This is a genomic window from Saccharopolyspora hattusasensis, from assembly GCF_050972075.1.
In the GTDB taxonomy this organism is placed as follows: Bacteria; Actinomycetota; Actinomycetes; order Mycobacteriales; family Pseudonocardiaceae; genus Saccharopolyspora; species Saccharopolyspora hattusasensis.
Map to the genome: position 1 here is coordinate 3,403,936 of NZ_JBPCDC010000001.1, position 19,396 is coordinate 3,423,331.

Sequence of the window (19,396 nt, forward strand, 5' to 3'; positions counted from 1 at the left end):
GGCTGTTCATCGTGGCAGACGGCGCGCGGACCGTCCCGCCCGGTCCGGCATTGCAGCCACACCGACGGCGTCCACGGCCTGCTTCATCCGGCCGTTGACCGCCGCCTGCAAGCAGAGCCCGATCCCGGCCAGCGCGGGCAGCAGCACCAGCCAGCTCGCCTGACCGCTTCCCCACTGCGTGGACACCGCGATCACCACCGCCACCACGGCCAGCCCGGCCCCGAACAGCCGCGCCGGGGTCACGTGCTGGGGCCCGGCCGGACCCAATCCGAGCCGGTCCACCACAAGCCCGCTGCTGACCTGCCCGGCCACCACCGCGACGGTGAACATCGCGACGCCGAGCGCCGTCGCCGCCATTCCCTGCGTGAACACCAGATATCCGCCGCACACGCCCCCGAGGCACTGCCATGGCCGCAGATCATCCGGTTTGCGCAGCTCGGCGCGGAGGTTCCGCCAGCCGCGCCGCGCCTGCGGGATCACGAAGGTCGCCGCCACGAGCACGACGAAACCGCACAGGAACGAGATCAGCCCGGCGGCGATCCCGTCGTCCATCCGCGCTCCGAGCGTGCCGTTGATCCGCGCCTGGATGGCGAGCAGCACCCCCACCCCGGCCGCGCCGAACATGCCGAGCACGCGTTCCCGGGTCTTCGGCCGGTCATGCGTTCGCCGCACGGAAGTAGCAGTCACGTAACCGAAGTCTGCTCCGTCTCCGGCAGCGCACGCGATGCCCGAACGCTGTGATGTACGACAAACCCGAAGCCCAGCAACGCCAATCCGGCCGCCGCCGCGGCAGCCGCCGCCGGGCCGGAGACGTCGAGCATCCAACCCGCCAGCGGGGCGGCCAGCGCGCCGCCCAGCGTCGTCGCGCTGGCCATCCAGCCGAACGCCTCGCTGCGCCGCTCGACCGGCGTCAGGTCCGCCAGCCGCCCGTTGCAAGCGGCCAGTGTCGGCGCGATCGCGGTGCCCCCGACCAGTAAGATCGCGCCGACCAACCACGGCGAACCCGGATCGGCGATCGGCGGCAAAGCGGGCACCAGGGCGGCGAGCCCGAGCGCGGCGAGCAGGACGCGCAGCCAAAGCCGCGGGCGCGCCGCGAAACCGCCCGACACCAGGCCACCGGCCAGCGAACCGACCGCCCACACCATGGCCAGCAGCCCCGCAAGCTCCGGGGCGCCCCGCTCTCGGGCCCAGCCGACGAGCATCAGGTCCACCGCAATCAACCCGCCGACCAGCAGCGCGAAGAACAGCAGCAACGACGTGAAACCCGGCACCCGGAACAACGACCCGGTCTTGCCGGCACCGCTCGCGCCGTCCCCCGGCGCCTCGCGCATCCCCGCGCGCAACAGCGAAGCAGCGAATATCGCCGCACCGAGAGCCGCCCAGGCCGCGCAGGACAACATCGCCGCGACCGGACCCCAAGCGGCCACCACGAACGACGCCAGCATCGGCGCAATCACGAACAGCAGCTCCTGCAGCGTCGCCTCCACCGCGAAGGCCGCCTCCCGCGCCGGACCGTCGGTCAGCCGCGGCCAGATCGCCCGACCGACTTGCGTGATCGGCGGGTGCGACAGCCCCGCGAGCAGCGCCACCGGCAGCATCAGCCACCACTGCGCCGGATCCACCCAGCGCGACACCACGACCATCGCCGCCATCCCGAGCCCGGAACCCAGCCCGGTCACCACTAGGAGGCGCGGCGCCGAACTGCGATCGGCCGCCCGGCCACGCAGCGGTCCGGCGATGGCCTGACCTGCCGTGATCGTCGCCCCGATGACGCCGCCGATGGCGTACGACCCGGTCCAGTCGACGACCAGGAAGACCAGCACCATCGCCAGGGCAGGCATGTGCAGGCGCCCGAGCAGGCTGAACGCCATCAGGCTCGACGCATGCGGAACCGCCGCCAGAAGTCGATAAGGACGCAGCACACGACTCACTCTGGCGTCTGGCACGCCCGTACCGCTACCGAATTTCGTCGACCATCCGCCTCGGCCGGACCGCCGCTGGTCCGATCCACCTGGTGGTGTGATGTTCATCCGGCCGCCCAGCAGGCAGGCTCTCGTGACGAGATCACCGCGCGATGTGATGAGGATCTTGGAGGTGCGCACGTGTCCTGGACCAACGGCGCTGAACTCGCCCACAACTCACATCCCCGGGTCCGCGTCGAGTAGCGTCTTGGCCGGGGTGGAGTCGGGTTGCTTCGTCGAGAGGGGGAGGATGTCGCCCATGTCGCGTCCGACAGCGATCAGTCCGGAAGAGCAGGAGCAGATCGCCCGCAGCATCGGGGTTCTGCTGTTACAGGGCGCTCCCGAGGACTGGCAGGAGATCACGGTGGAGTACCGCGCCACCGGTGAGTACCACGACCTGCTGGGTGAGGTGGCCGTGCAAGACGGCAGTTCCCGCCCCTGGGAGCCGCCGATCGAACTGCAGGAGATCTTCGAGCGCCTGCGCGAAGGCATGTACCGTCCCGACGTGGGCACCTGGCTCAGCGCGCTCTACGTCGTCGAACGTCCATCGAGCTACCGGATCGACATCAACTTCGATTCCGAGCCCCTCTGGCAGCGCCCGCTGCCGAGCGCCGCGTACGTAGACGAACTGCGCCGCTACCCGCGCGCCGAGGAGAACGTCCCGGACTGGATGCGGGAGCGCTTCGACGGCACCCCTGCCCAGGCCTCCGAAGCACCGACTGCCGAGCAGTCGACCGTGGAGCCGCCGGTCGCTGAGGCACCGGTGGTCGAATCCGCTGCCCCCGGACCCGCTGCCCCCGGACCCGCTGCCCCCAAACCCGCTGCCCCCGGACCCGCTGCCCCCGGACCCGTGGACGCCGGACCCGCTGTCGCCCAGGCGCCGATCCAAGAGCCGAGGATCGCCGAACCGGCCGACGGGTTCCAGGTGGCCAACGTCTTCGACGACTACGACGAGCAAGGCCGCCCGGTGGTCGCCGACCGCCAGCCGGTCCCGGCCGAGAAAGTCGCGGCGCTGCGCCAGTACCTGGAGAACGCCCCGGTCGTGCTCGCCTCCCGCGAGGACGAAGAGGACCAGCTCGACCCGGAGCGCGCCGCCTCGGTGCCGGGCACCTGGCACACCGACGGCGCCTGGCTGTGGCCGGGCGCCATCGCGTACTACCTGACGCAGTACGGGGTGCCGCCGGAAGCCGAACTCTTCGAGCACATCCGCAGCCGCGGCTTCCAGCTCGTCGAGGTCGACGACGTCACCCGCGACGCAGCGGTCAGCGAGCTCCTTGACCAGCCCGTCGACGAACTCGACAACGGGCTCGACAACGAATTCGACAACGGGCTCGACGACGGGCTCGACGACGAGCCGGAGACCTCGTCTGCCAGGCCGGAGCCCATTCCGGAGCCGGACTTCGACGACGAGCCCGAGCGCGCCGAGCCGACCGGCGGATCCCGGCACGTGCTCGACGAGGCCGAAGCGCCCGACACGCAGGAAGTGCTGGCCAAGCTGCACGACCGGCTCACCGACCACCGGGTGGACGGTGCCGGCTACCGCATCGGCAGCCACAGCCCGGACGCCCGCTGCCTGATCGAGGACGGCGCGGACTGGGTCGTCACCGCCGGTTCCGACGGCGGCGAAGAAGTCCGGTTCGCCCGCGTCGACCACGCCGCCGCGTACCTGCTGGGCAGCCTCCTGATGGACCGGCCCGCCAGCGCTGCGGCGCCGGGCCCCGCCCCGGTGGCCGACCTCCCGCAGCGCTCGGCGCCAGTAGTCCCCGACCTCCCGCAGCGCTCCGCGCCCGACGTTCCCGACCTGCCGCAGCGCTCCGCGCCCGAGGCTTTCGACCTCCCGCAGCGCTCCGCGCCCGACGTTCCCGACCTGCCGCAGCGCTCCCCGGCAGAGGCTTTCGACCTGCCGCAGCGCTCCGCGCCCGACGTTCCCGACCTGCCGCAGCGCTCCCCGGCAGAACCGGCCGATCTGCCGCAGCGTTCGGCGCCGGAACCGGAACTCGGCGGGGCGAACCCGCTGTTCACCGCGAACCAGGAGCCGGCGGGTGCGCCGCCGGAACCATCGAGCCAGGAACCCGCGGCCCAGGCCGGGGACTACACGCCCCGGTTCCAGTCCGCACCGAGGCTGGACCGCCCCGCACAGCCCCCGGCTGGTCCGACGGCACCGCCGTCGCCGCCGGTCGGGCAGCCCGCGCAGCCGCCCGTCGGCGGACCGGGCGCGCCGCCGCCCCTGCCGAAGCGCCAGCCGCGTCGGGAAAGCGGCGCTCCGGTGCCGCCAGGTTCTGCTCAGGGCCCGGTCGGCGGCGCGGAGCGGCGCCCAGGCCCGGGTGGGCCCGGCATGGCCGGCCCGCACCGGCAGGGACCGCCGCCAGGGCTGTCGCGTCCGCCGCAGGGCGGCCAGCCAGGTCAACCGCAGCCAGGTCAACCGCAGCCAGGTCAACCGCAGGCTGGGCAGCCGCAGGGCGGGCAGGCCCAGGGCGGGCAGCAGATCCAGCCGCTCAGCGGTGAGCCGCCGCTGACGCTGTACCGGGACCGGCGGATCGTGATGTTGCAGCCGGGCACCGAACTGGACCGGTTCGGCGAGCCGAACGGCAACGTCACCTACACGATCCGCACGCCGTACACGCACCGTTCGCTGCCGCCGCAGTGGTCGAACCGCTCGTACTTCGCGTACCGGGTGCAGCGGCCGCTCCAGGCGATGCGAGGCACCGCGGTGCCGTGGTTCGAACAACCCGGTGGCGGCACGGCGTTCGTGCTCCCCGCAACGATCAGCGAACTCCTCGCGGACGGCACCCTGGCCGAAATGCCGGCCAACGACCGCCCACCCATGGAGTAACCCGATCCCGTTCATCAGCGGTCGAAGCGGCCCGACCCAGCTGCGGCGAGGAACCCCTGCGGCTGGGTCGGGCTGAACACCAAGACACCCTGCTCCGGAGCCTTCGAATCCCGCACGGCACCAACCCCCGGCACGTTCACCGCCGACTCCACGCAAGTGCCTTGCTCTGTGCTGTACGTGCTCTTTCGCCATAAGGCACTGGAAAGATCCGTCACATCGCGCTCTTCCCTCAGGCATGTTCACAGGGACGAAGCCAGGTTATCCATGAAATGCGCGGTTTCCCGCAGCGCTAGCGCGACGTCGGTCATCCGCTCGAAGAGCCGGATGTAGTACTTGATGTCAGTGGGACGCTCCATCCAGACCGCGCTGCGCTGGTTCTCCAGGTAGACGGCATGCATGTCGTCGAATCACTCGGCGAACCGCAGCAGGTGAACGGACTCTGCATGCCGCGGTACGCGCCCGCGTCGAACGGAACGACCTGAATCGTGATGCTGGGTCGCTCCGCGAGCTCCACGAGGTGGCGGATCTGGTCGCGCATGGCATCGGTGCCGCCGACCTTTCGGCGCAGCGCCGCTTCGTCGAGCACCACGCGGAGTTTGGTCGGGCTGTCTTCCCGATTGACCCGGTCCTGACGTGCGCGGCGGAACTCGACTTGCTGCTTGACGCTATCCGTCGCCTTCGGACCCAGTTCCAAGAAGGCGGCTGCGTACTCCGGGGTTTGCAGCAGGCCGTCGATGAAGTTCTGCGAGTACCGCCAGACCTCCTCGCTCGACGACCTCCCCTACCAAGTCGGCGGATTGCGGGGAAGGGTTAGTCGACTCGGAGGCCGTGGGCGGCGGCGAAGGCGAGGGCCGTCATCGTGTCGATGCGGGCTCCCCTGAGGTTCGCCTGCACGAAAGCATCGGCGTCGATCCGGGATTCCCTCAGGTCCGCCTCTTCCAGGCGGGCACCGAGCAGGCGGGCACCCGTGAAGTCCGCTTCGCGCAGGTCGCAGCGGCGGAGGTCGCATTCGGTGAGATTGGCTTCGCGGAAGCGGATTCCGCGCAGGTCCAGGCCGCGCAGATCCGCCTTGCCCATGCCCACCAGCGTCAGGTCCGTCTCGCGCAGCGTCCACGCGCGCAGGCGGCAGTCCACGAAGCTCGCCCCCAGCAGGCTGCATCCATCCAAAGTGGACTTACCGAATACCGTGCGTTCGAACTTGCAGGACCGGAAGGCCGTGGCGACGTGCTTCGAACCGTTGAGATCGGTGCCGGTGAACACGCAATCGGTGAACACGCAATTGCGGGTGCTCAGCCCGGACAGGTCGGCATCGGTGAAGTCGCAGCGCTCGAACGTTCGCCCCTCCCACTGCTCGTCCGTCAGCACCGCGTCCTGGAAGTCCTCGCCGACCGCGCTCGTCATGCCCCTAGGGTGGCACGCGGCACCGACGTCCCCGGAGGCACCGTCTCCTGGGGTCACGAGACGGTCCAGCCGGTGGCGGGCGGCCCACCGCTCGGCCGCCGCCATCGGGACGTCGGTCGCGGGAGCCTTGATCTGCCCGTAGTCCGACAGGTACGGCGCGCTCACCGCCAGCCGCTGCTTGAACGCCCCCCACGCTCGACGAGCAGGTTCGTCGGCTCACAGGTAATCCGTAAACAACAACGCGTAGCGGGCGTTGGGGCCAGAGCCCTCCCGGAGGTGGACGTTGCAGGGACGTGCGCCGATCGGTGGCGCGAAGACGAGCTTGCGGCAGCGGATCCCACCCGAGACCTCGACGTGGTTCCACGGTCCGGGTCGACACCGGAAGCCGATCGCGGCGAACAGCGCAGCATCCCGGGTCTCGTCGATGGAACGCGCCCGGACCTGCGCGTCGATGCAGTCCTTGGCCGGCAGGCCCGGCACCGAGGTCGAACCTGCGTGGTCGATGGCGACCGGCAGGTCGCCCAGCGGCCCGAGCAGCTGCTCGGACGGCCGCTCGAACTCCCCAGGCCACTCCAGCCGGTAGTCCACCACTGCAACGGGACGGACTTCATCAGGAAACGGCACGTCGCGGCACGTCACCCCAGCACCCAGCCACTGCTAACAGCCGCCGATTCGAGTAATAGGCGCCGATTCGAGCCCGGCATTCCGCCCGGTGATAAGTATTAATAGCGTCCGACGAGGAGCTGGCCAGGGGCCGCCGCAACGCCGAGGTTCGTGGTGTCGCCGAGCGGGTGCGGTTCGTCCAAAGCGATGCCCCAGGCTGGGCCGGAACCGCGGACATCGCCATCTCGGTCGGCAGCAGCCATGCGTGGGGCGGTACCCAGCAGGCGTACGATGCGATCTGGCCCCGGCCGCGAGGCGGTGGACGGTTACTCTTCGGCGAGGCCTTCCGGGACGAGACGCCGATGCGGAGCGACCTCGGCGTAGACCTGTCGCTCGCCGATCTGGTCGAGTTCACCGAGAAATACGGATTCCGCATGCTGCGGCTCGCGACTGCCAGCACCGACGAGTGGGACAGCTTCGAATCCCGCTGGTGCGGCGCCCTGGAGAAGTGGCTGTTGGACTACCCCGACGCAGCCGCGCGACGGAGTCCGCGCCCTCGCCGACGAGGCACCGCGCCACGTGGCTGCGCGGATACTGCGGTGCCCTCGGCTTCGCCTACCTCGTGCTGACCCCGGACTCGTGAACGATCACGGCACGACGACCACCGGGCGGACCGCCTCCACCACCAGGGTCGCCGGCACGGTGCCAAGCAGGCCACCGCGGCGGCGGGACCTGCCGACCACGATCAGATCCGCCCGGTACTGCTCCGCGACCTGCTCCAGGCCGACCGCCGGGTCGCCGCGATGGTGCACGAAGTCCCAGTCGATGTCCACCCACTTCAGGTGCGACACGACCTCCTTCTTCAGCTCCTCGACCAGGCTCTCGGCTGCCTCGCTGGCCACCGCGACGCCCATCGGCGACCAGTAGGCCACGCCGCCCACCGCCTCGACGTAGACCAGCACCAGGCGGGCGCGCTCCCGCCTGGCAAGGCCGGCCGCCCACGCCGCGGCGTGGAAGCTCGCCGGGGAGCCGTCCATGCCCACGACGATGCCGCCCAGTCCGTCCTTGCCGATCTCGAAATCACGCTTGGTTTTGTCGCCTTCGGCCACGCGGAGATGGTAGTGGGCGCGCGCCAAGCGGTTGGACGCATGCGACACACTCGAAACGCGAACGGCGCACAAACCCCCTCCGACCTCGAACGTCGCGCATTGGACGCGGTGGACGCGAACGGATTCTGAACGACCTGTGAGAACTCGTCGCGATCCCCAGCGTCGGCGGCACCAGCGGCGAGCATGACGCCCAGCAGTGTGCGCCGACAAGCTCGGCGCGCTGGGGCACCGGGTGGACCACTGGCGCATCGACGGCCGGGCGTGCCGAGCAGCCCGACTGCCCAGGGCAGGAAGCCGACCGCGACGTCGCCTACGGCTGCGTCGGCGTGCACGGCGACGGCTCGGAGCCCGCGTTCGTGTTCTGCGGGCACACCGACGTCGTTCCGGCCGACGACCTCGACCGGCGGCCGAACCGCGACCCGTACGCGTTGCGGGTCGAGAACGGCATCGCCGCTGGTCAAGGCACCTGCAAGGCCAAACGCACGTGGAGACCGTGTCAGACCAGCGTTCGTGCTGGCAGTGGTCGAGGAAGCGTGAAGGCCACCATTCTTCCTGATGGTCAACGCAGGTGGCGCAAGTCATCTGCTCACGGAACGTTTTGACACGTTTCATGAGCGGTGGACAGGGATTTCGAATGGCCCGGGCACGCGTGCCGGCACGCACGTCGTGCCCGGGCTCTGGCGTTTCCGTTGCCTCCGGTCAGGTTTCGGAACCACACTCTGGGAGGGAGAAGTGTTCTTCCGCTGCCGGTCGGGCATGGTCGACGCCGGGTTCGGTGGCCGCAGTGGCCGGCGAGATGCGAGGCTCGCTGTGGCTAGTGGAAGTCGCGCGAGGTCGAGGGGATGCGCACTTCCAGTTTCTGCAGCCGGTCAGCTCTCAGATTGATCACTCCTTCCTCTCGTTCGACGATTCCGCGCACCAGCAACGCCGCGCTGGTGCGCCCGACCTTTCGGTAGCGCGCCCACAAACCCTGCGAGCACATGACGTTGACCATTCCGGTCTCGTCCTCCAGGTTCAGGAACGTGATGCCGCCCGCCGTGGCCGGCCGCTGCCGGTGGGTCACCGCACCGCCCACCAGCACCCGGGTTCCGTGCTCCACTTCGGACAGTTGCGACGCCGAGAGCGCCCCCAGCTCGTCCAACCTGGAGCGGACGAACTGCAAGGGGAAGCTGTCCGGCGACACCCCGGTGGCCCACACATCCGCGGCAGCCATCTCCACGCCGTCCATCCCCGGCAACGCAGGGGCGGCGGCCGACGCGGTGGTGCCCGGCAACCGATCCGGCCGGTCGCCGGCAGCGGCGGCGGCGTTCCACAGCGCCTCCCGCCGGGACAGGCCGAAGCAGTCGAATGCGCCGGCGGTCGCCAACGCCTCCATCTGCGCGGCAGTCAGATGCGTTCGGCGCGCCACATCGGCCATGTCGCTGTACGGGCCGTTCTCCGCACGTTCGGTGACCAACTGCTCGGCGGCGCCTTCCCCGAGCTTGCGCACGGAAGCCAGCCCCAGGCGCACCGCCCGCTCGCCTTCGCTGGCCTCGTCCGGCTCCAGGTCTGCCTGGGCCCGACTCGCGTTGACGTCCGGTCCGCGCACCCGCACCCCGTGCCGGCGGGCGTCCGCGACCAACGACTGCGGCGAGTAGAAACCCATCGGCTGGGCTTTGAGCAGCGCCGCGCAGAACACCGCCGGGTAGTAGTGCTTGAACCACGCGCTGGCGAAGACCAGCAGCGCGAAGCTCAGGGCATGGCTCTCCGGGAAGCCGTAGTTCGCGAAGGCCAGCATCCGCTGGTAGATCCGCTCCGCCAGCTCCCCCGAAATGCCCTTGGCCGCCATCCCCTCGAACAGCCGCCCCCGGAGTCGCTCCATCCGCTCCGCGGAACGCTTGGCCCCCATCGCCCGCCGCAGCTGGTCTGCCTCGGCTGGGGAGAAGCCCGCGACGTCGACCGCGAGCTGCATCAGCTGTTCCTGGAACAGCGGAACGCCAAGGGTCTTCTGCAGCGCACCGGCCATCGACGGGTGCTCGAAATCCCACTCCTCCAGCCCGTTGCGGCGCCGGATGTACGGGTGCACCGAACCGCCCTGGATCGGGCCCGGCCGGATCAGCGCCACCTCCACCACGAGGTCGTAGAACTCCCGCGGCTTCAACCTCGGCAGCGTGGCCAGCTGCGCGCGGCTCTCCACCTGGAACACCCCGACCGCGTCGGCCCGCCGCAACATCTCGTACACCGCGTCGTCGTTCAGGTCCAACTCGCCGAGGTCGACCTCGATCCCGTGGTGTTCGAGGGCCATGTCGATCGCGTAGTGCAGCGCCGAGAGCATGCCGAGGCCCAGCAGGTCGAACTTGACCAGGCCGACTTCCGCGCAGTCGTCCTTGTCCCACTGCAGGACCGTGCGGCCGGGCATCCTCGCCCACTCCACCGGGCAGACCTCGCTGACCGGCTGGTGGCAGATCACCATCCCGCCGGAGTGGATGCCCAGGTGTCGGGGGAAGCCCATCAGCTCGCCAGCCAGCCCGCGCACCGGATCGGGGATCTCGGAGTCCTCGGGCAGCGGCCCCCAGTGTTCGATCTCCTTGCTCCAGGCGTCCTGCTGACCGGGCGAATAGCCGAGGGCCCGCGCGACGTCCCGCACCGCGGACCGCGGCCGGTAGCTGATCACGTTCGCGACCTGCGCGGCGTGCATCCGGCCGTGCTTGCGGTAGACGTACTGGATCACCTCCTCGCGGCGGTCCGACTCGATGTCCAGGTCGATGTCGGGCGGCCCGTCCCGCTCCGGGGTCAGGAACCGCTCGAAGAGCAGTCGGTAGCGGACCGGGTCGGCGTTGGTGATCCGCAGCGCGAAGCACACCGCCGAATTCGCCGCCGAACCCCGCCCCTGGCACAGGATCCGCTGGTTCCGGCAGAACTCCACGATGTCGGACACCACTAGGAAGTAGCCGGGGAACTCCAGCTGCTCGATCATCGCCAGCTCGTGCTCGATCTGCCGGTAGGCCGCAGGGTTGTCCTGCGGCAGGCCGTACCGGTCGAGCGCGCCCTGGTAGGTGAGTTCGCGCAGCCAGCTCGCCTCGGTGCGGCCCGTCGGCACGTCGAACGGGGGCAGCTTCGGGGCGACCAGCTTCAGGTCGAAGGCGAACTCCCGGCCGAGTTCGGCGGCCCGCTGCACGGCCCCCGGGTAGCGGGCGAACATCCCGGCCAGCTCCGCGCCGGAACGCAGGTAGTTGCCCGCCCAGGCGGGCAGCCAGCCGTCCATGTCGTCCAGGCTGCGGCGGGCCCGGATCGCCGCCACCGCGGAGGCCAGCCGAGCGCGTTCCGGCCGGGCGAGGTGCGCACCGGTGGTGGCCACTGTGGACACCCCCGCGCGGTCGGCGAGCTCGACCAGGGCGTCGTTGCGCTCCGAATCGGCGGGCAGCCCGTGGTCGGTCAGCTCCACCGTGACGTGGTCCCGGCCGAACAGCTCGATCAGCCGCTCCAACTCCGCGGTGGCCGCCGCCGGACCGCTTTCGACGAGCGCCGCCGGGACGGCGCCCTTTCGGCATCCGGTGAGCACCTGCCAGTGCCCCGCTGCCGCCTCCGCGAGCCGCTCCAGCTCGTACACCGGACGTCCCTTCACCTCGCCTGCCAACTGGGCTTCGCTGATCGCCCGGCACAGGCTCGCGTAACCGGCCGGATCGTGAGCCAGCACCAGCAGATGCCGGCCTTCCGGATCCGCGACCCCGTTCTGCGGCGCCGGAAGGCCTAGGCTCAGCTCCGCGCCGAACACGGTGCGCACCCCGTGCTCTGCCGCGGACCCGGCGAAGCGGACCACCCCGTACAGCCCGTCGTGGTCGGTCAGCGCGATCGCCTCCAGCCCGAGCCGCGCCGCCTCCGCCGCCAGTTCCTCGGGGTGGCTCGCGCCGTCGAGGAAGCTGAAGTTGGAGTGCGCGTGCAGCTCCGCATAGGGCACCACTGGTGCGGCGTCCACGCGCTGCGGAATCCACGCTGGACCTTCGTTCTCGCCGCCGGACCGCCTCTCGTCGCGCAGGCGGCGCCCGGCGGGTAAAGGCGGTCGCCCGGAGAGCGCCTTCTCCAGGTCAGACCACGTCTGGGGCGGGTTGAACCAACTCATGAAGCCAGTGAACTCCTGTTCGAATCATCGACGCTACCAAATAAGCCGTACTCCACTCGAACGAGTGTTCGCCACTATCGATAGGCGCCCTGCACCCACCACCGGCCCCCTTCGTGCACCAGCAGCAGCGCCACCTCGCCCGCCGCATCGTCGGCACCGGCGGCCGCAGCCGGGTCCGCCTCCGGCTCGAGCACGACCTGAACCCGCACCGACGACCGCGGCGGCACCTGCACCGCCGGCGTCGTCTGGCCCGCTCCGTCCGCCAGCAGCTCCGCCCACCAGCGCTCCGCCACCGGCCACGGCCCGGCCCAGTTGGACACCGCTCGCGACCGCCCGCCCGACACCCCCACGCGACACGGCGCGGCGGTGAGCCGATGCCGGTCGGTGACGCCTACCGGGTAACCGTCGCCGTCGAAAACCTCCGCAGGCCAAGGCGAATCCGGCACCACAGATGGCGACGGCGACGGAATGCGCCCCGGCCATGGCCGGGCGGCAGGCAGCGCGGGGCGGCGTTCATCGCCCCACGGCACGAACCGAACCTGGTCGCGCAGGTCCCGGCCGCCGCCGAGCACCCCGGTCAGGACCGCCTCCGGCCCCAGCATGCCCTGCACCCGCGCGAGCGCACGCCCGGCGCGGGCGTCCGCTTCCCCGGTCGCGGCGTTGAGCAGGTCGAGCTGCAGCCCACCTGCCCCGACGACCTCCTCCGGCCGCAGGCTCAGCACGCTCACCCCGGCCGTCGGACGCTGCCGACCACTGCGGCCGTTCAACCAGCCGTCGAGTTGCCAGCGCACCCGGTCCGCGGTGGCCGCCGGCATCAACGGCTCCGCGCACCGCCACACCCGGTGCAGTTCCTCGCCGTGCTCGGTGCGGGCCGAAATCCCCAGCCTGGTGCAGGCCAGCCCGAGTTCGCCCAGCCTGGCGTGCAGCTGGTCCGCCAGGATCTTCGCCGCGAACGCGGCCTGGTCCACCCGGTCCAGCGGCGGATCGAGTTCCTCTTCCACCACCAGGTCCGACGGCGGGCGGCGCCGCTCGACCGGCCGCTCTTCCCCGCCCCCGGCCGCGCGGTGCACCAGCAGCGCGGCCCGCCCGAACCGGGTGGACACGTCCGACGAGGACAGTGCCGCGAACTCGCCCAACGTGCGAATCCCCAACCGCCGCAACAGATCCACCAGTTCCGACTGATCGGCGGCGCGCTGTCCGTTGAGCTGATCGGTCAGCTGGTCGATCTCCTCGATCGGCAGCGGGGCGAGGAATTCCCGGCTGCGCCCGGGCGCCACGTGCTCGCTGCGCCGAGCCGCCAGGACGGCCGCGAACAGCCCGTCTGCGACGCCGATCCGGCACTCGACACCGACCTGCGCGTCCAACTGGTCCACCACTCGCTCGGCGACGGCCCCCTCGGATCCGAAGTAGCGGGCAGGCCCCCGCGCCGGGACCGCCACCAGTCCCGGGCGCACGACCTCCACGCCCGGCATCAGCTCTTCGACCGCCGCCAAGACCGGCTCGAACAACCGCACATCCCGGGCCGGGTCGTGTTCGCACACCACCAGTTCCGGACACCGGCCCTGCGCCTCGCGGCGGCGCATCCCGCGACGCACCCCGCTGCCGCGAGCCGTTTCCGAGCAGGCCACCACCCGATTTGCCGCGAACACCGCAGCAGGCACCAGCGGTCCGAGCCCGGCGGCGCGAGCGGCGGCGACCACCGGCCAGTCCGGACACCAGATGACGAGGCGACGAGGCGGCATCATCATCACCCGGCCACCGGCCTCAGCTGCGGCCGGACGATCTCGCCCGGCTCGTCCGCGGGCACCCCGATCGTCCCGTCCCGCGCCGGGAGCAGCAGTCGACACGAACGCGGCCGGGACGCCGCACCGCGCCCGCCCGCGCGCACCGTGACGGCACGTTCCCGCAGGTAGCCATGGCCCTGCCCAAGTCCTTGCCAACTGGCATCGGTGCACCGCAGCTGCACCTCGGCCCCGGACCACGGACCGAACGGCAGCAGCACCGAACCTCGATTGCGCGCCCGCGCCGACAACCGGCGGGCATCCGGATCGGCCACCTGCCTGGTGCCGCCCACCGCCACCAGGTCGACCCCGTCGAGCAGCGCGGCGATCACACCCACCGGATCGCTGCCCGGCCGCGGCACCACCGCGAGCCTGGCGAGCTCCACCCCGGCTTCGGCCGCCGCGACAAGACTTATGCCGGACAACCCCACCACCGCTGCCCACGACCCGTTCGCCGTCGCCTCCGACAGCAGCGCGAACAGCAGTGAAACCGATCCGTGCACCGCCACCGTGCTGCCACGGCGCAAACCTGGCCATGGCAGCACGGCGGCGAGCTCCGTCCGCGTGGGCAGCACCCGGCCCGCTCCCGGGACACCACCCGCCTCGACGGCCGGCACACCCACGGACACCCCGTCAGCCGTGGACGCGCCCAGCGTCGTCAAGGACGCCATCGCGGACATCGCTGCCTCCCCACATGTGACCGTATGGGTGCCCGACCCCGGCGCGGGCACCCATCAGCCGCTGTGGGGAAGACAGCGGTGGAGTCTGCGCTGCGCCTGCACCTGGAACACAGCGCCGACTCCATCGGAGTAGCCGACCCCGACACCGGCCACTTCCGTTATATCGAACCTCAGTTCGAACAAGGTCAAGTAAACCCTGCGCAGCGGCCCGCGTCAAGACCTATCGCCAGATTGAGTGAACGTCTGTTCGAGAAATGTTTACGCCAAACTTTTGGCTACACTCGATTTATGACGACGATCCCATTAGGAGAAGCTCGCGACCGGCTGTCAGAGGTGGTCGCGCAGGTCGAGAGCACCCATGATCGAGTTGAAATCACCCGGCATGGTCGACCCGCCGCGGTCCTCATCTCCCCCGACGACCTGTCGTCCCTAGAAGAGACCCTGGACCTACTGACCACTCCCGGCGAGGCGGAGGCCATTCGGGAGGGCGTGGCAGACGCGGCAGCGGAGCGCTTCGTTGACACCGAAGAAATCAAGAGTCGCTACCTGCAGTGACCTACACGATCAAGATCACCGCACGTGCAGGGCGCGACCTCGCATGCCTCCCGGAGAAGGTCGCATCGGCTTGCGCCGAGTTCATCTTCGGGCCGCTGGCCGAGAACCCGCACCGGCTCGGCAAACCACTGTTCGGAGAGTTCAAGGGCCTGCACTCGGCTCGACGGAGCGCGTACCGCGTGGTGTACGCGATTCAAGACGACACCGTGGTGGTCGAAGTCGTCCGGATCGCCCATCGAGCCGACGTCTACCGATAGGAAGCAAATGTCGGGAACGCGCACAGCCAGCCCTGCAGAGCAGGCAGCCGCCCTGGCCGCCTACGCACGATTGCAGCGGAACGCTGCTTGAGTGGGCCGCATACCTCGACGAGCTTCGACTGACCGAGAAGTCCTGCCGCGACGGACTCGAGAACGCGTTCGCCGAGTACCCCGAGCACCAAAAAGTGGGGCGCCGGACCAGCAGTAACGGCCCGGCGCCCCACTCGCGATGATCAGTGCGCGAAGTGGCGCGTACCCGTGAAGTAGAGGGGCACTCCGGCCGCCTCCGCCGCCGCGATGGTTTCGTCGTCGCGGACCGAGCCGCCGGGCTGCACGATCGCGCGAACCCCGGCGTCCAGGAGCACCTGCGGGCCATCCGCGAACGGGAAGAACGCGTCGGACGCGGCCACCGAGCCCTTCGCCCGATCACCCGCCCGCGACACCGCGAGGCGCGCCGAGTCGACCCGGTTCACCTGGCCCATGCCCACGCCGACGGTCGCCCCGTCGTTGGCCAGCAGGATCGCGTTGGACTTCACCGCGCGGCAGGCGCGCCAGGCGAACTTCAGGTCCGCCAGAGTGGCCTCGTCCACCGGCGAGCCGGTCGCCAGCGTCCAGTTCGCCGGGTCGTCGCCCTCGGCGTCGATGGCGTCGGAGCCCTGCACCAGCATGCCGCCGGAGATCGCCCGCATCTCGATCCGGCCGCTCTTGGGCGGCTGCGCGGTCAGGATCCGGATGTTCTTCTTCTTGCTCAGCACGTCCACCGCGCCGTCGGCGTAGCCCGGCGCCACGATCACCTCGGTGAAGATCTCGGCGACCTGCTGGGCCATCTCCAGCGACACCTCGCGGTTCGTCGCGATCACGCCGCCGTACGCGCTCACCGAGTCGCACTCGTGCGCCTTGCGGTGCGCTGCGGCGATGTCGTCGGCCACCGCGATCCCGCACGGGTTGGCGTGCTTGATGATCGCCGCGCACGGCTCGCTGTGGTCGTGCGCAGCGCGCCACGCGGCGTCGGCGTCGACGTAGTTGTTGTACGACATCTCCTTGCCGTGCAGCTGCGCCGCGGCCGCCAGCCCGGTCGCTTCACCGCCGGAGACGTACAGCGCGGCGGGCTGGTGCGGGTTCTCGCCGTAGCGCAGCGCGGAGCGGCGCTCCCAGGTCTCCCCGATCCAGCCGGGAAACACCGAGTCGTCCCCGGTCGGCACCTTGCTCATCCAGGACGCGACCGCGACGTCGTAGGACGCGGTGTGCCGGAACGCGGCCGCGGCCAGCTCGACCCGGTCGGCCAGCGTGAAGCCGCCCTCGCGGACCTGCTCCAGCACCCACTCGTAGCGGCTCGGGTCGACCACGACGGCGACGTTCGCGTGGTTCTTGGCCGAGGCTCGGACCATCGCCGGCCCGCCGATGTCGATCTGCTCGATCACCTCATCCGGCGCGGCGCCCGAGGCCACCGTCTGCACGAACGGGTACAGGTTCACGATCAGCAGATCGAACGGCGCGATGTTCAGGTCGCGCAGCTGGTCGGCGTGCTCCGGGCGGCGCAGGTCGGCGAGCAGCCCGGCGTGCACCCGCGGGTGCAGCGTCTTGACCCGGCCGTCGAGCGCCTCCGGGAACCCGGTGAGCTCCTCGACCGGGGTGACCGGCACGCCCGCAGCTGCGATCGTGCGGGCCGTGCCGCCGGTGGACACGATCTCCACGCCTGCGGCGTGCAGCCCGGTGGCCAGCTCCAGCAGGCCAGACTTGTCCGACACGCCGATCAGCGCGCGGCGAACGGCTCGCCGCTCCTGCGAGTTCGCGGTCACGGGATACTCACCTTCCGTCCCTGCACGGTCCAACCGTGCAACGCCAGCTCTTCAAGGGTGTCGACCAGCAGCCGCCGTTCGACGGCCTTGATCCGCTCGTGGAGGCTCGCCTCGTCGTCGTCGGGCCGCACCTCGACCGCTTCCTGCGCCAGGATCGGCCCGGTGTCCACACCGGCGTCCACCACGAACAACGTGCAGCCGGTGACCCGAACCCCATACTCCAGCGCATCCCGCACCCCGTGCATTCCGGGGAACGACGGCAGCAGCGCCGGGTGGCTGTTGAGATACCGGCCGGCGAAGCGGGCCAGGAAGTCGTCGCCGACGAGCTTCATGAACCCGGCGGAGACCACCAGGTCCGGCTCGTGCTCGGCGCAGGCCTCGGTCAGCGCCCGGTCCCAGTCCGCACGACTGGCGTGGTCCTTGACCCGGTGCACGAAGGTCGGCACCCCGGCGCGCTTGGCGCGGGCCAGCCCCTCGATGCCGTCGCGATCGGCGCCCACCGCGACCACCTGCACCGGGAAGTCGGGTGAGCTCGTCGCATCGAGCAGGGCCTGCAGCAGGGTGCCGGAGCCGGACACCAGTACGACGACCCGCGCTGGGCCAGCGGTGGCGAACCGGGTGTGTTGCGAGTGCGCGGCGGCGCTCGGCTGGTCGGGCGTACTCGGGTTCAGCGTTCGCTCCTGACATGCCTCGGCACGATCTCTCGCAGCAGCGTAAGCGCCGATTGCGGTGCCGACGCCACCAGGGCCCTGGCGAGTGGCGCAGCCCTCACCTCCGGTCTTCCCCGGAGAGGTCGCCGTCGAACTCGGTGGGGTCGATCTCGCTGACCTTGCGCACGGGCGGCTCCGCATCCGCGGCCGTGCGGGCTTGCGGAATCGCCGGTTCCGAGTCGTCCGGTTCGTCCTCCACGGATGCGGCGTCGGGCGTCGGGTCGGCGTGATCGCCGTCGGCATCGGCGGTGCTGTCCGCATCGGTGTCCGCGGCGTCATCGGCGGTGTCGGCTGCATCTGCGTTCGCCTCTTCGGGCGCCTCGCCATCGGCCTCCGGACCAGCGGTTTCCTCGGTGGCGAGCTCGTAGATGTCCGGCCCGGCAAGCCAGGTGACGGCGGCGCCCGGAATCGCGACCCAGCACAGTGTCGCCGCGGCCAGTGCGACGGGCCGCAGCGTCACCTGCCCGAACGGACCATTGCCCAGATCGCCTCCCGCGACGTGCGCGAGCAGCAACGTCCCGAGCGCCGCGACCACGGCCGCCACACCGACCGCGAGCAGCCTGCGCGCCAGGCTGCCGGGCACCCGGCGGCAGGCGGCTCCGACGAGGAGCCCGACGACGAGCGGCAGCGCCAGCACGATCGCCCACCAGGCCGCCGAATCGTGCGTCGGCAGGACTGCGAGCAGTGGCAAGTCCGGCACCGGGCCGGGCACGACGTGCAGCGGCTGGACATCGAGCCGACCGATCGACAGGCCCGTCCCGGCGGCGAAGGACCAGCCCGCCAGCACCGCGTTCGGGAGGTACAGGATCGACGCCAGCGTGGTGCCGACCGCGTCACCTGCGGTGTTCCCGAGGCTGGTCATCGCGGCGACCATCGCCGAGCCCGACAGGCAGATCCCGGCCAGCAGCACCACGCCACCGGCCCCGACGAGCGCGGCCAGCGCCAGCAGGCCGAGGCGCATGCCCGACCAGACCTCGGCTTCGACCCGCTCCCAGACCAGGTAGATCAGCCCGCACCGGTTCGCCACGCCGGCCGCCGAGGCGATCGTCGCGGTCAGCCCGCAGCTCACGAATGCATCCACTGGGATCGCGTGCACTGGCCCGCCCAGCACCACTGCGATGCCGGCACCTACGAAGGCGTGCACCAGACCCATCGCCGTGATCAACGGCCACGCCTGGTCCGGGCGTCGCAGGCGGGAGCGCCGCGCGACCCAGGCCGATGCGATGGCGATCAGCAGCATCACCAGCGCGGTCGGCAGCAACGGCAGGACGCTCAGCGGAGCGTCCGTGATCTTCAGCGCCGTCTGGTGCAGCGCGAGCCACCCCGGCAGGGCTCCCACAAGCACCACGACCGGGTTGAACTGCGCGCCGTCGGCGGTCGCCATCACCAGCGCGATCAGCCCCGCGGCGATCAGGTAGCCGGCGAGCAGGACCACGACGACGGCCACCGCGAGCAACCACCAGCGCATCCCGGGCCGGCGTTCGCGGGGGCCGTCGGCGATGGCGTGGGGAATCGAGTCGAGCACGGACACACGGCTGAATGTCGCACTGACATTCCGCCGAACGGGTCACAACACGCCGCAACCTCCGCCCATCGAGCGACACGCTT

At 70.9% G+C, this 19,396-nt stretch carries 17 protein-coding genes and 1 pseudogene; 4 read left to right on the forward strand and 14 right to left on the reverse strand.

Translation table 11 applies throughout. The features are described from left to right. Positions 1-6 precede the first annotated feature (6 nt). Positions 7-687, reverse strand: a complete 681-nt coding sequence (locus ACRXBZ_RS15605) for a DMT family transporter (RefSeq protein WP_433879745.1) — start codon at positions 685-687, stop codon at positions 7-9. Then, entirely contained in the window at positions 684-1,946 is a 1,263-nt protein-coding gene (locus ACRXBZ_RS15610; protein WP_433879746.1) for an MFS transporter, read from the reverse strand. Before ACRXBZ_RS15610 ends, ACRXBZ_RS15605 begins: the two co-directional genes overlap by 4 nt. A 274-nt stretch (positions 1,947-2,220) precedes the next feature. Here ACRXBZ_RS15610 and ACRXBZ_RS15615 point away from each other — a divergent pair, with 274 nt between their 5' ends. Then, entirely contained in the window at positions 2,221-4,794 is a 2,574-nt protein-coding gene (locus ACRXBZ_RS15615; RefSeq protein WP_433879747.1) for a glycohydrolase toxin TNT-related protein, read from the forward strand. Between the two features lie 14 nt (positions 4,795-4,808). Here the strand turns inward: ACRXBZ_RS15615 and ACRXBZ_RS15620 are convergent, their stop codons facing one another. The 5 genes and pseudogenes from ACRXBZ_RS15620 to ACRXBZ_RS15640 all read right to left on the reverse strand — a co-directional run bounded on the left by ACRXBZ_RS15620 (position 4,809) and on the right by ACRXBZ_RS15640 (position 6,819). Further along, positions 4,809-5,009 carry a DUF397 domain-containing protein gene (locus tag ACRXBZ_RS15620; protein ID WP_433879748.1) on the reverse strand — a complete coding sequence of 67 codons (201 nt, stop codon included), beginning with the start codon at positions 5,007-5,009 and terminating at the stop codon, positions 4,809-4,811. 24 nt (positions 5,010-5,033) lie between these two features. Then, positions 5,034-5,192: a Scr1 family TA system antitoxin-like transcriptional regulator gene (locus ACRXBZ_RS15625; RefSeq protein ID WP_433879749.1), complete on the reverse strand. Its 159-nt coding sequence runs from the start codon at positions 5,190-5,192 to the stop codon at positions 5,034-5,036. A 56-nt stretch (positions 5,193-5,248) separates the two neighbouring features. Then, positions 5,249-5,530 (reverse strand): annotated as a pseudogene (locus tag ACRXBZ_RS15630) (DUF5753 domain-containing protein); the annotation flags it as partial. A 74-nt stretch (positions 5,531-5,604) separates the two neighbouring features. Beyond that, complete coding sequence (locus ACRXBZ_RS15635) at positions 5,605-6,195, reverse strand: pentapeptide repeat-containing protein (RefSeq protein WP_433883888.1); 591 nt, start codon at positions 6,193-6,195, stop codon at positions 5,605-5,607. A gap of 216 nt (positions 6,196-6,411) precedes the next feature. Further along, the gene (locus ACRXBZ_RS15640) at positions 6,412-6,819 is read right to left on the reverse strand and encodes a GrpB family protein (protein ID WP_433879750.1); all 408 of its coding nucleotides are present in this window, start codon (positions 6,817-6,819) and stop codon (positions 6,412-6,414) included. A gap of 167 nt (positions 6,820-6,986) precedes the next feature. Here ACRXBZ_RS15640 and ACRXBZ_RS15645 point away from each other — a divergent pair, with 167 nt between their 5' ends. Next, positions 6,987-7,427 carry a hypothetical protein gene (locus ACRXBZ_RS15645; RefSeq protein WP_433879751.1) on the forward strand — a complete coding sequence of 147 codons (441 nt, stop codon included), beginning with the start codon at positions 6,987-6,989 and terminating at the stop codon, positions 7,425-7,427. Positions 7,428-7,445: 18 nt separating this feature from the next. Here the strand turns inward: ACRXBZ_RS15645 and ACRXBZ_RS15650 are convergent, their stop codons facing one another. From ACRXBZ_RS15650 to imuA', 4 genes are all read right to left on the reverse strand, one after another. Beyond that, positions 7,446-7,907, reverse strand: a complete 462-nt coding sequence (locus ACRXBZ_RS15650; RefSeq protein ID WP_246868880.1) for a universal stress protein — start codon at positions 7,905-7,907, stop codon at positions 7,446-7,448. A gap of 814 nt (positions 7,908-8,721) precedes the next feature. Further along, positions 8,722-12,006, reverse strand: a complete 3,285-nt coding sequence (locus ACRXBZ_RS15655) for an error-prone DNA polymerase (protein WP_433879752.1) — start codon at positions 12,004-12,006, stop codon at positions 8,722-8,724. A 74-nt stretch (positions 12,007-12,080) separates the two neighbouring features. After that, positions 12,081-13,751, reverse strand: a complete 1,671-nt coding sequence (locus ACRXBZ_RS15660) for a DNA polymerase Y family protein (RefSeq protein WP_433883889.1) — start codon at positions 13,749-13,751, stop codon at positions 12,081-12,083. Positions 13,752-13,753: 2 nt separating this feature from the next. Continuing rightward, positions 13,754-14,467, reverse strand: a complete 714-nt coding sequence (gene imuA' / locus ACRXBZ_RS15665; protein ID WP_433879753.1) for a DnaE2-dependent mutagenesis accessory factor ImuA' — start codon at positions 14,465-14,467, stop codon at positions 13,754-13,756. A gap of 78 nt (positions 14,468-14,545) precedes the next feature. On the opposite strand from imuA', the gene ACRXBZ_RS15670 reads away from it, so the two are divergent. Both ACRXBZ_RS15670 and ACRXBZ_RS15675 read left to right on the forward strand, forming a co-directional pair. Beyond that, positions 14,546-15,022, forward strand: a complete 477-nt coding sequence (locus ACRXBZ_RS15670) for a type II toxin-antitoxin system Phd/YefM family antitoxin (RefSeq protein ID WP_433879754.1) — start codon at positions 14,546-14,548, stop codon at positions 15,020-15,022. Further along, positions 15,019-15,279: a type II toxin-antitoxin system RelE family toxin gene (locus ACRXBZ_RS15675; RefSeq protein ID WP_190820962.1), complete on the forward strand. Its 261-nt coding sequence runs from the start codon at positions 15,019-15,021 to the stop codon at positions 15,277-15,279. The genes ACRXBZ_RS15670 and ACRXBZ_RS15675 overlap by 4 nt, the downstream gene beginning before the upstream one ends. 233 nt (positions 15,280-15,512) lie before the next feature. On the opposite strand, the gene purH is transcribed toward ACRXBZ_RS15675, so the two are convergent. The 3 genes from purH to ACRXBZ_RS15690 all read right to left on the reverse strand — a co-directional run bounded on the left by purH (position 15,513) and on the right by ACRXBZ_RS15690 (position 19,313). Then, positions 15,513-17,078 (reverse strand): bifunctional phosphoribosylaminoimidazolecarboxamide formyltransferase/IMP cyclohydrolase, encoded by a 1,566-nt coding sequence (gene purH, locus ACRXBZ_RS15680; RefSeq protein WP_168585398.1) that lies wholly within the window; start codon positions 17,076-17,078, stop codon positions 15,513-15,515. Beyond that, on the reverse strand, positions 17,075-17,656 hold the full coding sequence (gene purN, locus ACRXBZ_RS15685; protein ID WP_433879755.1) for a phosphoribosylglycinamide formyltransferase: 582 nt from the start codon (positions 17,654-17,656) through the stop codon (positions 17,075-17,077). Before purN ends, purH begins: the two co-directional genes overlap by 4 nt. A 190-nt stretch (positions 17,657-17,846) precedes the next feature. Beyond that, positions 17,847-19,313, reverse strand: a complete 1,467-nt coding sequence (locus tag ACRXBZ_RS15690; RefSeq protein ID WP_433879756.1) for a cell division protein PerM — start codon at positions 19,311-19,313, stop codon at positions 17,847-17,849. Positions 19,314-19,396 lie beyond the last annotated feature (83 nt).

What these genes read in the sequence shown, in the direction of transcription:
- ACRXBZ_RS15635 (WP_433883888.1), bottom strand. Translation starts at nt 6,195, where the DNA reads ATGACGAGCGCGGTCGGCGAGGACTTCCAGGACGCGGTGCTGACGGAC.
- ACRXBZ_RS15625 (WP_433879749.1), bottom strand. Translation starts at nt 5,192, where the DNA reads ATGCATGCCGTCTACCTGGAGAACCAGCGCAGCGCGGTCTGGATGGAG.
- imuA' (WP_433879753.1), bottom strand. Translation starts at nt 14,467, where the DNA reads ATGTCCGCGATGGCGTCCTTGACGACGCTGGGCGCGTCCACGGCTGAC.
- ACRXBZ_RS15615 (WP_433879747.1), top strand. Translation starts at nt 2,221, where the DNA reads ATGTCGCGTCCGACAGCGATCAGTCCGGAAGAGCAGGAGCAGATCGCC.
- ACRXBZ_RS15660 (WP_433883889.1), bottom strand. Translation starts at nt 13,751, where the DNA reads ATGATGCCGCCTCGTCGCCTCGTCATCTGGTGTCCGGACTGGCCGGTG.
- ACRXBZ_RS15655 (WP_433879752.1), bottom strand. Translation starts at nt 12,006, where the DNA reads ATGAGTTGGTTCAACCCGCCCCAGACGTGGTCTGACCTGGAGAAGGCG.